This window comes from Pseudomonas sp. Tul2A7 (assembly GCF_054790505.1).
On sequence record NZ_CP186499.1, the window covers coordinates 5,419,102 to 5,435,454 of the forward strand.

Annotated in this window: 14 protein-coding genes; 5 read left to right on the plus strand and 9 right to left on the minus strand. The window is 57.8% G+C overall.

Annotated elements, in window-relative coordinates; genetic code table 11:
* Position 1 precedes the first annotated feature (1 nt).
* The 6 genes from ACOYXJ_RS24205 to ACOYXJ_RS24230 all read right to left on the minus strand — a co-directional run bounded on the left by ACOYXJ_RS24205 (position 2) and on the right by ACOYXJ_RS24230 (position 6,718).
* Positions 2-904 (minus strand): dihydrodipicolinate synthase family protein, encoded by a 903-nt coding sequence (locus ACOYXJ_RS24205; protein WP_460371931.1) that lies wholly within the window; start codon positions 902-904, stop codon positions 2-4.
* Positions 905-1,024: 120 nt separating this feature from the next.
* The gene (locus tag ACOYXJ_RS24210) at positions 1,025-2,341 is read right to left on the minus strand and encodes an NAD(P)/FAD-dependent oxidoreductase (RefSeq protein WP_460371933.1); all 1,317 of its coding nucleotides are present in this window, start codon (positions 2,339-2,341) and stop codon (positions 1,025-1,027) included.
* A gap of 126 nt (positions 2,342-2,467) precedes the next feature.
* A complete protein-coding gene (locus tag ACOYXJ_RS24215; RefSeq protein ID WP_460371935.1) occupies positions 2,468-3,526 on the minus strand; it encodes a GlxA family transcriptional regulator in 1,059 nt (352 codons plus the stop codon).
* A gap of 87 nt (positions 3,527-3,613) precedes the next feature.
* Complete coding sequence (gene proX, locus ACOYXJ_RS24220; RefSeq protein WP_177413126.1) at positions 3,614-4,636, minus strand: glycine betaine/L-proline ABC transporter substrate-binding protein ProX; 1,023 nt, start codon at positions 4,634-4,636, stop codon at positions 3,614-3,616.
* A gap of 43 nt (positions 4,637-4,679) precedes the next feature.
* Positions 4,680-5,633 (minus strand): glycine betaine/L-proline ABC transporter permease ProW, encoded by a 954-nt coding sequence (gene proW / locus ACOYXJ_RS24225; RefSeq protein ID WP_150792808.1) that lies wholly within the window; start codon positions 5,631-5,633, stop codon positions 4,680-4,682.
* Positions 5,634-5,683: 50 nt separating this feature from the next.
* A complete protein-coding gene (locus tag ACOYXJ_RS24230; protein ID WP_150792809.1) occupies positions 5,684-6,718 on the minus strand; it encodes a quaternary amine ABC transporter ATP-binding protein in 1,035 nt (344 codons plus the stop codon).
* Positions 6,719-7,085: 367 nt separating this feature from the next.
* Between ACOYXJ_RS24230 and ACOYXJ_RS24235 the strand changes: the two genes are divergently transcribed.
* From ACOYXJ_RS24235 to ACOYXJ_RS24250, 4 genes are all read left to right on the plus strand, one after another.
* On the plus strand, positions 7,086-8,045 hold the full coding sequence (locus tag ACOYXJ_RS24235; protein WP_007913217.1) for a LysR family transcriptional regulator: 960 nt from the start codon (positions 7,086-7,088) through the stop codon (positions 8,043-8,045).
* 141 nt (positions 8,046-8,186) lie between these two features.
* Positions 8,187-9,533, plus strand: coding sequence for an MmgE/PrpD family protein (locus ACOYXJ_RS24240; RefSeq protein ID WP_460371938.1), 1,347 nt, complete (start codon positions 8,187-8,189; stop codon positions 9,531-9,533).
* 109 nt (positions 9,534-9,642) lie between these two features.
* Positions 9,643-10,878 carry an aromatic ring-hydroxylating oxygenase subunit alpha gene (locus ACOYXJ_RS24245; protein WP_460371940.1) on the plus strand — a complete coding sequence of 412 codons (1,236 nt, stop codon included), beginning with the start codon at positions 9,643-9,645 and terminating at the stop codon, positions 10,876-10,878.
* Positions 10,879-11,021: 143 nt separating this feature from the next.
* The gene (locus tag ACOYXJ_RS24250) at positions 11,022-12,173 is read left to right on the plus strand and encodes an MFS transporter (protein ID WP_460371942.1); all 1,152 of its coding nucleotides are present in this window, start codon (positions 11,022-11,024) and stop codon (positions 12,171-12,173) included.
* A gap of 8 nt (positions 12,174-12,181) precedes the next feature.
* On the opposite strand, the gene ACOYXJ_RS24255 is transcribed toward ACOYXJ_RS24250, so the two are convergent.
* From ACOYXJ_RS24255 to yddG, 3 genes are all read right to left on the minus strand, one after another.
* The gene (locus ACOYXJ_RS24255) at positions 12,182-12,745 is read right to left on the minus strand and encodes a hypothetical protein (RefSeq protein WP_095112144.1); all 564 of its coding nucleotides are present in this window, start codon (positions 12,743-12,745) and stop codon (positions 12,182-12,184) included.
* 18 nt (positions 12,746-12,763) lie between these two features.
* Positions 12,764-13,696, minus strand: a complete 933-nt coding sequence (locus tag ACOYXJ_RS24260) for a hypothetical protein (protein WP_460371944.1) — start codon at positions 13,694-13,696, stop codon at positions 12,764-12,766.
* A 91-nt stretch (positions 13,697-13,787) separates the two neighbouring features.
* Entirely contained in the window at positions 13,788-14,726 is a 939-nt protein-coding gene (gene yddG, locus ACOYXJ_RS24265) for an aromatic amino acid DMT transporter YddG (protein WP_150792815.1), read from the minus strand.
* A gap of 327 nt (positions 14,727-15,053) precedes the next feature.
* Between yddG and ACOYXJ_RS24270 the strand changes: the two genes are divergently transcribed.
* The gene (locus ACOYXJ_RS24270) at positions 15,054-16,352 is read left to right on the plus strand and encodes an MFS transporter (RefSeq protein WP_460380847.1); all 1,299 of its coding nucleotides are present in this window, start codon (positions 15,054-15,056) and stop codon (positions 16,350-16,352) included.
* Position 16,353: the final 1 nt, after the last annotated feature.

Consider the following 16,353-nt stretch of genomic DNA (forward strand, 5'->3'; position numbering starts at 1 on the left):
TTCAAGCCTCCTCGACGATACGCGCGACGTTTTTCTGCAGGGTTTTGATCACGCTTTCCAGCGCTTGCTTCTCGGAAGGCTCCAGCGCTTGCAGTGGCGCCCGCACACCGCCGGCACGCAGGCCACTGAGTTCGCTACCGTATTTGATCGACTGCACGAACTTGCCGCTTTCGAGGAAATCCATCAGTGGCAGCATCGCCGACATGATCCGCCGGCCTTTATCGAAGTTCTTTTCGAGCACGCAGGCTTCGTAAAGCGCGATGTGTTCACGCGGGATGAAGTTCGAGCCGGCGCATACCCAGCTACGCGCGCCCCAGGCGAAAAACTCCAGCGCCTGATCATCCCAGCCACAGGACAGCTGAATTGACGGATGGGCATGAGCCAGACGGTGCAGGCGACTCATCTCGCCCGAACTTTCCTTGATGGCGGCGATGTTCTTGCAGCCAGCGATGGCTTCGAAAAACTCGTCGCCCATCGCCACGCCCATCCGCGACGGGTAGTTGTAAAGCATGATCGGCAGCCCGGCGGCCTTGTCCACGGCGAGCACATGGGCGGCAATTTCCTTTTGCGTCGGCAAGGCATACGGTGGCGAACCGACCAGAATGGCATCTGCTTCGAGTGACTTGGCCTTTTCGGCGAAGTACACCGAGTCTTCAGTACGAATGCCGCCGGTGCCGATCACCAGTGGCAAACGTCCGCGAATAACCTCTTTGGCTCGCTCGGCGACGGCCACGCGCTCCTCGGCGGTGTGCGCGTAATACTCGCCGGTGGAGCCGCCAATAACGATGCCGTGAACCTTGGACTCGATCAGGTATTCGAGCACGTCGGAGAACGCCGAATAGTCGATCTGGCCATCAGCGGACAACGGGGTAATGGCAGGGGTAAAAATTCCGTCAAAGTTCATAGCGTTTTCTCCAGTGGTTCAATGTTCAATCCGTGCGCCCGACGGCATGCCGGGCTGATCGTGGTTATGGGCGGCGCAAGCCTTCAGGACGGCAGCAGAACGACGAGGCTTCAGCGACCCTCAACTTTCTCTCCCAGCGCGGTACTGCCCCCACTTGAGGTTCATGTTCACCCCAAGCGAAAGGAACGGTTCTGGCGGGTTGCTGTTGGGCCCGGGCGCCTGCAACAGGAAATCAATCAGCGGGTCACGCTGCCCCGCCAGCCAGTCCGCAAGCAACTTGCCGGTGACGGTTCCACGCGTGACACCCAGACCGTTGCAGCCCAGCGCGCCGTAAACATTGGGCGCCAGTTCGCCAAAGAAGCCGTTGTGGTTGCGCGACATGGCCAAGGCGCCGCCCCAGGTGTAGTCGAACGTAACGTCCGGCAACATCGGAAAACGCTGATCGAATGAAGCCTTGTGCCGGCGCACGAAACGTTCGTTGTATTTGCTGTTGCTGCGACCATCCGGGTTGAAGGTGAAACTGTTGCGGATGAGCAGACGGTTGTCCGGGGTACGCCGCACCGTGGTGCCGAACGGATCCGCCGGAATGGCGCCCCAGAACGGTTTGCCGCCCAGCCGTGCCTGTTCTTCTTCGGTCAGTGGCCGGGTGATGCTCGCGTAGGTGTAGATCGGCAACATGCGCCCTTGCAGGAAACCGAAACGCATGCCGAACGAGTTGTTCGCCAGAATCAGCTTGTCGGCGGTGATACTGCCGTGGGCGTGTTTGAGGATTGTCTTCGCGCCGTACTCCACTTCCAGAATCGGCGTGCGCTCATACAGCGTGACGTTCGATGGCAAGTTGTCGGCGAGGCCTTTCACCAGTCCGGACGGTTGCAATAACACTGCGCCCGGGGTGAACAACGCCTTGCGGTAAAACCGCGTGCCCAAATGTTCGGGCAACTCATCGGCATCAATCATTTGAAAAGGCTGATCGAGTTTTTCCAGGCCCCGGCGATAGGCATCGAGTACGGCGATACCGCGGTTCTCTACCGCTGCCTGATATTTGCCGCAGGCTTTCATCTGGCATTCGATGCGGTATTGATCAACCAGCTCGCGAAGTATCGATTGGCCGGCCAGATTGAGTTTCAAACTGGTCCGGGCAAGCGCGATGTCACCGATGTAATCCTCAGCGCCAATGTCATGGGGAAGATCAATGGCAAAACCGGCATTACGCCCCGATGGCCCCAATCCGACTTCCTGCGCTTCGATCAGCACCACTTCGGCGTCGGGAAAATTCAACGCCAGTTGTCGCGCGCACGCCAGTCCCGTGAAGCCGGCACCGATGATCACCCAGCGGGCGGAACGGTGCCCACGGTGCGCCGGCTCCGGACTGCGTGGCTTGCTCAAATGAAACCAGCCACAACTATCATCATCGGCGGGTAATGAACTGACTTTCATAGTGTTAAACCGTTAATCGTTGAAGTTGCAAAACGCACGCGGCACAAAGCAAACGCACGCAATGGCATTGATCCGGAAACTTGCAAAACTGGCACTTGCGCAAACAGTGACGACTGACTGTTTTTTTTAAAAACCGGCCGCCACGGCGTAACGTCCGCTACTGGCACAGTCGTTGGCGTAGTAATAATCCCTGAAGGTCATGGGCGGTAAGCCGAACAGGTCCTTGAAGCGTTTATAGAAGTGCGGATAGCTTACAAACCCGGTGGCCAGTGCCACATCCGTCAATGAACGATCACTTTGCACAATCAATTGTCGGGCCCGAGTCAAACGCAGTTCCAGGTAGTAACGATTTGGTGCCGCATTCAGATAGCGGGCAAACCTTCTTTCCAGTTGCCGGCGTGACACGCCGACCTGACTGGCGATTGCGTCAATTTCCAACGGCTCCTCAATGTTTTGTTCCATCAAGTCGAGCGCGATGTTCAAAGGCTTTGGAATGGCTGAACAGCGGAGACTGTCGGCAGTCTTCGGTTGAAGGTGTCCAGACTGGTGAACCCTTTTTATTTCATCAACCAATGGCGCATCGTTGTGCGCACCCAGTTGCTGCATGATCGCCAGGGTCATATCCAGCGCCGAATGAGCGTTGGCGCAAGTGGCCCGGCGCTGTGCGCAAATAAACTCGCGAGTCGATACCTTCAACTGCGGAAAATATTCATGGAGCAGACCGCAGCTGTCGCTGTGACACGCAACGTCCCCAGTCTCGAGCAAACCGGCATCGGCGAGATAAAACGCGGCATTCCAGCAACCGGCAACGATCCCCTTGCTCGCAGACTTCTTCAGCACTCGGCGCAGCAACGGCTGCGCGGCAAGCCGCACGCGCTGGCCACCGACCACAATCACCGCATCATGATTGAAGCCTTCCGCCACCAGCCTTTGCGAGGCCAGCGACACGCCGATATCACTTTCAACCAACCCGCCCTGAAGTGAGTAGGTCGATACCGTGTAAATCGTCTCAGCGTTGATCAGGTTTCCAGTGGCCAAGGCATCCATCGCCGTTGAAAGGGTCGTCAACGAAAAATGATCGAGCAGGATAAACGCCACCCGCACCTCACGTTCATGGCCCGACATCACGGTGGATGGGCGAAAGCCGATGTTCTGTTGTTTCAACGGACTCTGGAACGTTTCCATCTTGCGTCACCCGCTCACCTTCACTGAAACGACAACTTTGGGGTGTGGCGACTGGCACGGCCCGCCGCCAAACCGTGGTCGAACCGATTACTTCGCTGCCGCCCGGGCGTCACTCAACCAACCGTCATAGGCTTGCTGGTTGGCCTTGATCCATTCCGCGGCATGACGCTTGATGTCGGCCAGCGACTTTTCACCGTTCTGCATGCGCAGGTTTTGCGCACTTTCAGCGGCGGTCGGGATGCTGACTTCAGAGAGAAACTTGCGCGCCACCGGGTTCTTCTCGGCGAACTCTTTGCTCATAACGGCATTGATCGTGTCCACCGGGAAGCCGAGGTTCTTGCCATCATGGAAGGTGTCCTTGCTTTCCTGGCCATCTGGCAGCGAGGTGAACGGCACCGGCAACCAGACCACGTCACGCCCTTCCACCAGAACACTGGCGATCCATTGCGGAACCCAAGTGAAAAACAGCACGGGTTTGCCTTGCTGGAAGCGCGCAATGGTGTCTGCCATCAACGCGAAGTACGAACCGCGGTTGTCGACCACGGTTGGGCCCAAGCCATAGGCTTTCATGTGGTGTTCAACCATGATCTCGCAGCCCCAACCCGGGTTGCAGCCGGTCAGGTCAGCCTTGCCGTCACCGTTGCTGTCGAAGAGTTTGGCGATTTCGGGTTTCTTCAGGTCCGATAGATCCTTGATCTGATAAGCCTCGGCGGTCTTCTTGTCGATCATGTAGCCCTGCAGCACGCCCTTCATGATTTGCCCGACTTTGACCATCACGTCATCGCCGCCGGCCTTTTCATAAAACGCTTGGTGCAGGTGTTCCCATTCATGCACGGTGAAGTCCGCATCGCCGTAAGACAGCGCGAGGAACATCGCCGGGTAGTCGACTTCTTTTGGCTGTTTGACGTCGTAGCCCAACTCCTTGAGGCCTGCGATCACTACTTCACCGCGAAAGCGCTCTTCGGCGATGGTCGGGAAGATCGGCGTAATCGAAACACCGGCACCGGGTTTGTTGGCGTCGGCCGCGTAGACCGCCGAGCACAACAAGGTGCCAAACACTGAAGCCACGAGGCTCGCAACCACGCTTTTCTTGAGATTTGTCAGTTTCATGTTTCACCACGCTTGGAATTTTTAATGGGGTGAGCAGGCCAACTCAATTCGTCACTGGACGTGCAACGTTCTTCTTTTTCTTCAGTTTCATGACCAGCCCCACCGGGCCGCTTTCATACCAGCGCTGACCGGTGGCCAGGTCGCTGCTGCGCTCACCCATTGCCTGGGTCAGTCGGTCAAGGAATACCGCGAGCAGCACCAGCCCGGCGCCGCCGACGCTGGCCAGGCCCATGTCGAGGCGGCCGATGCCGCTCAACACCATCAACCCCAGACCGCCCACCGAGATCATCGAGGCGACGACCACCATCGACAGCGACAACATCAGTGTCTGGTTGAGACCGGCCATCATCGTCGGCGCCGCCAACGGCAACTGCACCTTCATCAGCATTTGCGTAGCCGTGCAACCGAACGCTCGGGCGGCTTCGACCTTGTCCGCAGGGACTTGGCGAATACCAAGGTTGGTCAGCCGCACCAGCGGCGCGACGGAAAAGATGATGGTGACGATCACACCGGGGACGTTGCCGATACCAAAGAGCATCACCACCGGTACCAGGTAGACGAACGCCGGCAGTGTTTGCATCGCATCCAGCACCGGGCGGATGATCATTTCCGTGCGATCACTGCGTGCACACAGGATGCCCAGCGGTATGCCGATCACTGCGCAGAACAACAGCGATGTCAGTACCAGGGCCAGCGTGACCATCGCATCGCTCCACACACCGATCAGTCCAAGCCCGGTGAGCGTGGCGATGCTGAAAATGGCGATGCGCTTGCCGCCAATCTGCCAACTGATCAGTCCGGCGATGATGATGAACACCGTCGGCGGAACCGACAGCAGTCCCCACTGCACACCGTCGAGCACTTGATCGACCGGCCAGCGGATCGAGCGAAACACTTCCCTGAAGTTATGCACCAGATATTTAAGGGCGGTCTCTACCCACGAGCCCAAGGGGATATTTAAACTTTGGAAAGGATCTAGAAAGTTGAAGTCTGACATGGTGCTACCTCGCCCTCAGAAGCGGTAAATCAATTCTGATTATTCGCAGTTCAGCTGTTACACAGACAGCTCAGAAGATGGCCTTGCGAAATCGAACCTTTATAAAGCCCAACTTCATCCACCACCGGCATGGGAGTTGATGAGGCCGCAACCAGATGAAAGATGTCGCGAAGAGACGCTTCCGCTTTAATCGGCGTTTGCCCGCCCGGTATATAAGCGACATTGCAATCCTGTTGCGCGATATCACCCGCTTTCAGAATGCGACTGGTGTCGAAGCCGTTAAAGAAATCACGAACATATTTATTCACCGGGTTGCACAGAAGTTCACGCGGCGTGCCGATTTGCACCACGCGCCCGCCTTCCATGATCGCAATGCGGTGACCGATGCGAACCGCTTCTTCTATATCGTGGGAGATGAAAATGATCGTGCGATCCTGCTCGGCCTGCAGCTTGATCAGCTCGCCCTGCATTTCGCTGCGAATCATCGGATCGAGTGCCGAGAACGCTTCGTCCATCAGCAGAATGGCGGGATCGTTGGCCAGCGCGCGGGCCAGACCGACACGTTGTTGCATGCCGCCGGAGAGTTGGTGAGGAAAGCTGAGTTCCTGCCCTGAAAGCCCGACCTGCTCCAGTGCGCCCATCGCGCGGCAATAGCGTTCCTTTTCGCTGACGCCGCTGATTTCCAGACCAAAGCTGACGTTGTCGATGACGCTCATGTGCGGCATTAATGCAAACGACTGGAAGACCATGCCCATGTCTTTGCGGCGAACCTGCAACAAGTCCTTGTCGCCTAAGCCAGTGATTTCCTTGCCATTGAGAAAGATCTGCCCGGAGGTTGGTTCGATCAACCGGTTGAACAATCGGACCATGGTCGATTTGCCCGAACCGGACAAACCCATGATCACGAAAATCTCACCACGGCGAACAGAGAAGTTGGCATCAAAAACACCAATCGCCTGACCGGTCTTTTTGAATACTTCAGCTTTTGATGCGCCTTCTTTAACCATTTTCATGGCAAGTGCTGGCTGCGTACCGAAGACTTTGAAAACATTCTTTACGCAGATGATCTCGTCGGAACTTGTCATACCTTGCCTCCTTCGCATCGTGCATCTTTCGCATTAAGCGACAGGCAAACGAGCAAAAATAATTGTAAGCGGCAGCGGTAATGAATAAATGTCTTCACGACGGGCTTCCTTTTATTATTTTTGAGGTCCCAGGAAAAAGGGATGTTTCAAATCTATTAGCATCACCCCGCTTAATCCAACTACATTTACAGGGACAATTCGATAACGTCGGGTTATCGGTTGCGACGATTGCCATTGCCAAGTGCTGGGTCAGCACCATGAGCGACCGGGTCTATCCCCACAGCGACGCTCGCGTAGCCCTCCCCGCACGGTTCCGTTACCCTCCTCGCGCTTCGTTGGGGAGCTGTATGGTTAGGAGAGTGTACGAATGAGCAAGCATGTCGACCCTGACACCATCCTGTTGAAAATGCCGTCCTTGAGGGCTGTGAAGGCATTTGTCGCCGCGGCCAAATACGAAAGCTTCACCCGTGCGGCGGAGGCATTGTGCGTTTCTCAAGCCGCGATCAGCCGGCAGATCCGTGAGCTGGAAAGCTATTTGGGCGCGCAACTGTTTACCCGGGTCGGTCGTGCGGTGGAACTGACGGCCGCCGGTGCGGTGTTCTTCGATGCCGCGCAGCTGTCGTTCGTCAATATCGCCCAGGCCGCCGAACGCATCCGCAGCAGCCAGTCGACCAAGAAGGTCCTCACCGTCTGTTGCTCGCCGGCCTTTTCCGCACTGTGGCTGTCGAATCATCTGCAAGAGTTCTTTGCGCAGTGCCCGGATATCGAACTCAACCTGATCACCACGCAGAACTTTCTGACCATGGAACCCGGTGTGCAGCCGGACATCTTCATCACTAAGATTTCGCGCATCCGCGACGGTTATAGAAGCTACCCGTTGTGTCACGACGTGATTTACCCGGTGTGCACCCCGCAGTATCTGGAGAAACACCCGGAAATTTCGACGATCGAAGGCGTGCGCGATTCGGCCCTGCTCAACCTCAGCCCTTACGGTCGTTCGCAAGTCGCCGAGCATGTCGACTGGGGCGTGTGGCTGGCGTTTCAGGCCATCGATATCGATGACCGCCCGCCGAACAGCCCGCAAATCTTCAATGCCAACGACTACAACCTGCTCATCAGCATGGTCCTGACGCATCAGGGCATTGCGCTGGGCTGGAATCACTTGGTCACGGGGTTGGTGCAGCAAGGGTTGCTGGTGCGACCGATCGAGCAGCAGGTGCAATTGCGCAACAGCTGGCACTACCTGAGCTGTCGCGAAAGCTCCGAAAACGAAGACGAGTTGCGGCGTTTTCGCGAATGGATTCTGGCGAAGTTTCCCCGCCGCTAATCCAGTCCGCACGGGCGTCGGCTGATTTGGTTATCAATAGCCCGCCGAAAATGTTGCTAGAGCGGCACCCTCCCCGTGGCTCATTGTTGAGCTGCGCCGGCCATGATCGGTTCGGCTCAACTCACAGGAAGGGATTGTTGAATGTCACTCTTCGAATTCTGTCGCGACTTTGATTTCCTCGATGCCCCGTTCAAGACCCGTGCAATCGTGCAGGACAGTCTGCTGGATATCGTCGGCGTCATGGCCGGCGCGGCCAGCAATGACACCAGTATCGCGATGCGGCGTTTTGCCGAACAGCATTACCCGGCGGGCGCTTACAGCAGTCGCCTGCTCTTTGCCGGGCAGCGTGTCAATGTGCTCGGTGCGGCTTGGGCCGGAGGTTTCAGCGCTGACAGCCTCGACGCTCACGAAGGCCACTTCAAATCCAAGGGGCATGCCGGTGCCACGGTTGTTCCTGCGGTGCTTGCCCTCGCCGATGCGCTGCATCATCAAGGCCAGTCAATCAGTGGCCATGAACTGCTGACCGCCTTGTGCATCGGTTATGAAACGGCACTGCGGGCCGGCTCTGCCTTGATGGCGACCTCGCCGACTTATCACGCATCCGGCGGTTTTTCCGCGCTGGGTGTGGTCTGTGCCGGAGCGCGCTTGCTGGGCTTCGATGAGCCGACCTTTCGCCACGCCTTGGGCATCGCCGAATACTTCAGCGCACGCTGTCCGATGATGCGCGTGGTGCAAGCGCCGACCATGCTGCGCGATGCCCACGGTGCAGGGGCATTTGCGGGATTGAATGCGCTGCTCATGTCCCGGGAAGGCATCACCGGTGCACCGGCAGAAACCGTTGAAGACATCACCGTCACCGAATACTGGAGCGACATTGGTACACGCTGGGAGATCGACAGTCAGTACTTCAAACCCTGGCCGGTCTGCCGCTGGGCGCAACCGGCGCTGACCGCCATGCTCGAACTGCAGCGGGAAAACCCTCAGCTCGATGCCGACTCGATTGAAACCGTTCGCGTCGAAACGTTCTACGAGTCGATGTGTTTGCAGGGGCATACGCCGAGTGACGCCGACCAGGCGCAGTACGCCCTCGCCTTTCCGTTGGCCGCACTGATTGTGCGGGGCAAGGTCGGTCCGGAAGAAGTCACCGGGGCGGCGATTTTTGCTGAAGATATTCTGGCGTTGAGCCGCCGTATCGAAATCGTCGAAGCCGCCGATATTTCCGCCCGATTCCCCGACGAAATCCTCTCCCGACTGACCATCACCCTGAAGAACGGTGCGGTGCTGGTGAGTCCGGTCACTGCCGCGCGGGGCGACCCCGAAACGCCCCTCAGCGCTGAAGAGCTGAGCCAGAAATTTGATCTGTTCGCCAGCGGTCTCGGTGTAGAGCGCAGCGCTGCGGTGAAAGCCGCGATCCAACACATTGCGCAGTCGCCCTGTGCCATTACTGCCCTGGAAGGGATTTTTCACGCCGTTCCGCCACACCAGTGAGGCCCTCATCGATAACGCCAACGCATGAATTGCCCACAGCAAATGTCGTTTGTGACGTCTGTCTTCGGCCATATAGGCTGAGACCCATGTCGCCTATGGGAGGATAACAATGAACAATAAAGAAAGCGTTTTTGACCTGATTGCACAGCGTAAAGCCTGGCACTCGCTGCCCGGCGCTCTTTACAGCAGTGAAAGCGTTTACCGCCAGGACCTTGAGCAGATCTGGCACAAGGACTGGATCTTTGCCGGCCACACCTTTGAAATCACCAAGCCGGGGCAGTATTTCACTCTACAGATCGGTGACTATCCCGTCGCAGTGGTACGCGGCAAAGACGGCGAGGTCCGGGCATTCCATAACGCCTGCCGTCACCGTGGCGCGAAAATCTGCGAGGCCGATCACGGCAAAGTGGCGAAGATGGTTTGCCCGTATCACAAGTGGACGTACGAGCTGGATGGCAACCTGTTGTTCGCCGGCAACATGGGCCAGGATTTCGACAAATCCCAATACAGTCTGAAAAGCGTTCACTGCGAGATCGTCGACACCTACATTTACGTCTGCGTGGCCGCCAAGGCTCCTGATTTCGAGGGTTTCCGCAAAGCCGTCAGCCCTTTCATCGCGCCGCACTACCTTGAAAACTGCAAAGTGGCGTTCGAGTCGAGCATCATCGAGAAAGGCAACTGGAAACTGGTCTTCGAAAACAATCGCGAGTGCTATCACTGCGACGGCTCCCATCCGGAGCTGCTGCATTCGTTCGTCGATAACCTTTCGGTGGGCGGCGTCAGTGGCGAAGATGATCCAGAGCTGTCGGCTTACTGGTCCAAGTGTGAGAGCGCCGGATTGCCAAGCCGTTTGGTGATGGATATCAACGGCCAGTTCCGCATGACCCGTATTCCGCTGTCATCCGGTGCCGTCAGCTACACCATGGACGGCAAACCGGCCGTTGCCGGTCGCCTGGACAAGACGGCTGAAACGGACATCGGTGCGCTGCTGTACTTCCACTATCCCTCCACCTGGAATCACTTCCTCGGTGACCACGCGCTGAGCTTCCGCGTGCTGCCGATCAGCGCCACTGAAACCTTGGTCACCACCAAATGGCTGGTACCTGACAGCGCAGTGGAAGGCGTTGATTACGATATCGAGCGCCTGACCAAAGTCTGGATTGCCACCAACGATCAGGACCGCACGCTGGTCGAGGGCACCCAACGTGGCGTGACCTCGCCGTCGTACGAGCCGGGGCCTTATTCGGAAACCGCCGAGACCGGCGTTTGTCAGTTCGATGACTGGTATTGCGCGACCATGATGGATCGGCTCAAAGGCCCTATCCCGTTGAAGTCTGTTGGCTGATCTGCGCTCTGTTCACTCATGTTAACCCTGCTCCCTGCCAGCATCCCGACGGATGCTGGCAGGGGCTCTTTCGTCTCGAAAAGCTGTTGTTCCGGTTCGTCGCCAAAAAAAGCCGGGAGACACCGATAAGGATGTCCGCATCAATGAACGCTTCGACGTCATCCCTGGCAGCTTATGCAAACTACGGCGAACGCGTGTCGACACGCATCGTGTTTTTGATCACCGGTATTGTCATGTCGGCCTGGGCGCCGCTCGTGCCGTTGGTGAAAGCGCGCACGGGACTTGACGACGGCGGACTGGGCCTGTTGTTGCTGGGATTTGGTATCGGCTCGATCGTCGCCATGCCGTTTGCCGGTTACCTGACTGCACGGTTTGGCTGTCGACCAGTGATCATCTGCTCAACTCTCGCGTTGTGTTCGGTGCTGCCGATGCTCAGCCATCTGACATGGCTGCCGGGGCTGGCGCTTGCCGTGCTGGGATTCGGCGCCAGCATGGGCATGCTCGATTGCGCGATCAATATCCAGTCGATCATTGTTGAAAAGAACAGCGGCGAAACCCTGCAGTCCGGTTTCCACGGGCTCTACAGTGTCGGCGGTATCGCCGGTGCCGGGGCCATGACGGCGATGCTCAGCCTGGGGCTGAATCCACTGCTGTCCGTGCTTTGCCTGGTGGCGATTATCCTCGCCGCGCTGTACAAGGCTGCGCCAAGTTTGTTGCCCTATGGCACGGAGAGAGACGGCCCGTTGTTGGCGCTGCCACGGGGGATCGTGCTGCTGTTGGGCAGCCTGTGTTTCATTGTTTTCCTGACGGAAGGCGCCATGCTTGACTGGAGCGCGGTTTTTCTCGCCTCGCAACGCGCAATGGAACCCAGCTACGTCGGCTTGGGTTATGCCAGCTTCGCGGCGGCGATGACGCTCGGGCGCCTGACCGGAGATGCCATCGTCAGCCGACTGGGTGGCGTTCGCGTGGTGGCGCTAGGCGGGATCTGCGCCGCCGCTGGCATGCTGGTGTCGCTTGTGTTCGAGAGCTGGCAGGCGGCATTGCTGGGCTATGCCTTGGTCGGCATCGGCTGCTCGAACATTGTCCCGGTGCTGTTTACCGCGGCGGGTCGACAACAGCGCATGCCGCAGCGCACCGCGATTCCGGCGATCATTTCCATGGGCTACGCCGGCATTCTCATGGGCCCGGCGTTTATCGGCATGGTTGCGCATCTCAGTACGCTGGTGGTCGCTTTGGGTGGCTTGGTTTTCCTGTTGTTGTTTGTCAGCTACGCCGCGAGATTTCTCAAGGCCTGATGCGCTGTTCACAAGCCTTTGGAACATTGATCGGCTTGAAGGAAATCTTTTAGCGAAGCCTGATAAATGGCCAGTGGTCGTTTCTCGGGCTCAAACAGCGCAAACGGAATCATCACGAGGTGTGAAACCGTTGTGGCGCTTACTGAGTAAGTTCTCTGCCTGCAAAAGCCGTTATCTTTATTCAGGGTGAAATCAAACTTGTACAGGTCTGGCCTTGTGCACCAGCTCGGAATCAAACCAAAACTCAACCCCGTCAAATACTCTTGTGTGCAAGCGCCACCCAATGAAAATTCCGAGACTTTGATTTCCAGTGCAGGGAGGCTCGAGGCTACAGGGCTGGAGCTGTGATCCTGTGCATGTGGAAACATGCTTTTTGTCTGCGCGTAGGCGTCTTTGCCAAGGCGACTGTTTTTCCAGGGAGAGTCTATTTCGTAGCTGAAGCTGGAGATGATTTCCTGGGTTGCGGTTCCAGCGTGTTCGTTGATTGTCGGCACGGTCGCATAGGAGGTACATCCTGAACACAGCATCGCAACACTGACGACAACACATCCATGAGTTATTAAGCGGCGCATTCTAAATTTCAGTCCCCACTATTGATCAGCCATTGCACTGGAGTTTTTCTGGCCTGCTTCGGCCAGCTTCTTTTGCACATAAAAAAGCATCAGCACCGAGTTTCTCTGAGCCTGCCGAGACTGTTGTTCGAACAACGCCACAAGCTCTTCTTCACGCTTGCACCCAGCATTGACATTGCCCTTTGCAAATTCGCAGGTACCGTATTGGCCCCAGCCTTTGCGGGCTTCATCGGTATCTCGGGCGGGATACACCCAATACGATTTCCATGCGCCGTCGACGACAGGTTTACCGGCCGCGTCTATCTGCTCTATCGCTTGCAAGGTTGCTGTGGCAGCGGCATCCAGAAAACGTCGAGGGTTGGCATCGGCTTTATCCGCCTCATCACGAAGTGCCTGACACTGCGCGTCAGACAAGTCGAACACTGGCAGCGCTTCAATGCTCTCGAACTCATCAAATGGATCGGAATGATTGCCCGGCAACTTGGCGTGGTAGGCCGGCACTACATGGCCGGGGACGCTCATGTCCTGTATGTAATGCAAGACTCTTCCTGCCTGCTCGTATACTTCAACCGGGTCGGCGTCAGGCTTCACCAGCAGCTCGTTCAGCCTCTTGATGCGTTTGTTGAAAATCGCGTCCAGATTGCGCTCGACGAACCAGAATGGCTCAAGCTTTTCGTTGCGGTTGTAGAAATGCCAGTGGGTGATGCGCTGAAGGATCGTCAGCGGGCTTGAGTCTTCTGCGTCCGTTCCATCAGCCAAGGCCTCGCCCAACTGCGCAGGAAGCTTTACTCCCGGGCAGCGCTGAAACGCCTGCGCCGCTTTCAGCGCGTAAGCCGAATGCAGCTCGGGGGTAAAGGCCATGGCCGGGGTTGAGGGGTTGAACAGCAGTGACAAGCCCAGCACTGCCAAGTAACGGCTCGGGGCTGAACGGTCTACCGGGGTGGCTTCCATGCTGTTGCTCTCCATAAACCCGCGTGATTGCGGGAGACTTGCGTTGCGACGCTAATTTAGCATCCGGTAAGGGAGGCCACTAAGACCTCTTTCAGTGAGGGTTTTCGCCCACGCTGACCTTCATCGGAGTTGCTTGGGAAACCTTGTGCTGCCGGGTCGCCTGCCAACACAGTAGCGACCCCACCGTCACCAGCACGGCGCCCTGCCAGAATTGCATCTGCAAACTCACGCCCAGCCACAGCGCGGCGAACGCCGACGACAGCACCGGCGCGGAGTAGGACGCGGTCGCCAGCAAGGTCAGGTTTCCGCGCAGAATGCCGATGTTCCACAGCGCGTAACCGCCGGCCATGGCGATTCCGGCTGCCAGCAGCTCCAGGGAATTTTCCCAAGTGAATGGCGGAATCTGTTCCTGGCTCACGTACCACTTCACCCACAGCACGACGGACGTCAATACGAAAAACAGCACCACCAGATTCTGCCCACCTGCATAGCGACGCGTGACATTGCAATACAGCGCAAAGGTGATCGCACAGGTCAATGCCAGGCTGTAGCTCAACGGGTTGGACTGAACATTGCGCACAATCCCCGGCAACGATAACCCCTCGCCACTGACTACCCACAAGATGCCGAAAATCGCCAGCGCGGAGCCTGGGATGATGAACCAGCGGGTTTTCTGCCCGTTCATGACAATCGCCAGCACCACGGTCAGGCACGGCCACAGATAATTGACCACGCCCAGTTCGATGGCTTGATGGCGATCACTGGCGAAACCCAATGCCAACGACAGGCACACCTCATAAGCAACGAACAATGCGCTGCCGAGCAGCAGATAGAGCCTGGATGTCGAACGAATCCGCGGGCGGCCGAGAAATACCAGCAAGAGCATGGCGCCCAGCGAATAGATCAGCGCAGCGCCCCCCAACGGGCCGAAATGCTCGCTGACGCCCCTGATCAATCCGGCAGCGGTACTCCACAAAACGATCGCCACCAAACCACACGCCGTGGCGGCCCGCTCACCTTTGATCAGCATCATGACTCCTGGCACAAAATGGCAAACCGACCGCACAGGCTAACCAGCGCAAGAGGATCAATAAAGGAACATTTTTGCCCTGCAAAGGATGAGCTGTCGTTATGACTCAGCCTTGATTGACCTGCGTCCAACTGTCGCAGCAAACAGCCATTGGAAAATTCCGCACAAGCCTTAGAATCCGCGCGCTCTTGCAGTCGCCGGATCTGGCGACCGAAACGTCTCCAACCGCCCTGCCCATCTGGCGGGCACTTGCACCCCAACACACTTCGGCTTGGCAATCGCATGCGCAGCGGCGCACGTTGCGCTGTTCGATCTTTAGAGGTTTTTATGTCTCCGCGTTTGCTGGCCATGGCGCTGGCGCCCCTGCTCGGGCTGTTCATTGTTGCGCTGGGCAACGGTTTCATGTCGTCGCTGACCACCCTTCGACTGGACGCTGCCGGTGCCTCGACCACGATGATCGGCATCGTTTCATCGGCCTACTTCATCGGCCTGACTTTGGGTGCCGTGTTCAATGACCGCTTGATTCTGCGCATCGGCCATATCCGCGCCTACGGCAGTTTTGCCTCGCTGATCGCCGTGACCATTCTGCTGCAGGGATTGTTCTATGACACCTGGGGCTGGTTCGCCCTGCGTCTGATCAACGGCTGGGCCACGGTCGGTGTGTTTCTGGTGATCGAAAGCTGGCTGCTGCTGGCGGGCGACGCGAAGATTCGCGGGCGCTTGCTCGCGTTGTACATGATCGTCTTGTACGGCGCCGGTGTGCTTGGGCAGGCAACGTTGGGCAAGATCACCGGGCTCAGCGACAGCGCACCGTTCATGGTCGCCGGCATGCTCGCTTCGTTGTCGGTGTTGCCGATCGTGATCCTGCCGCGCGTGTCGCCGCTGCTTGATCAGGTCGAGCCGCTCAAACCACGGCAACTGCTGGGCGTGACGCCGACCGGGCTGGTCGGCTGTTTCGGTTCAGGTGTGACCATCGCGGCGATTTACACCTTGCTGCCGCTGTATCTGCAGCGCAGTGGTCTGAATGTCGGTGAAGTCGGCAGCATGATGGCCTGGACGATCCTCGGTGCGATGCTCCTGCAATACCCGGTGGGACGCTGGTCTGATCGCAAGGATCGTTTGCAGGTGCTGACGATTCTGACGGTGGCGTGCACGGTGTTGTCGCTGGTGATCGTCTTGCTGCCGTTGTCCGCGACAATGCTCGCGGTAATGTTGTTTCTGCTCGGTGGCGGCGTATTCGCGCTGTACCCGGTTGCCGTCAGCCACGCCGCCGACCGCGCCCCGGCCGAAGCCTTGGTGCCGATGATTCAGGGCTTGCTGCTGATCAATTCGCTGGGCTCGGCGATCAGCCCGATGATGATCTCGCCGGTGATGAACTCGTTCGGTGCCAATGGTTTGTTCTGGGTATTTGCGCTGGTCAATCTGTGCATGGTCACCTTCTTCCTGTGGCGCCGTGGCAAACGCCCGGTTCCGGCCAATCCCGCGCCTTTTGCAGCGGCAGCGACGTTCTCGCCGACAGGTGCGGAACTGCGGGTGACCGAAGACTTGCGTCAGGCGGTGCAGGAGCATCCGCCGATGGTGGATGCATTGAGCGGCGAGCCTTCGCCGCAGTGCGAGACGCGCTAAG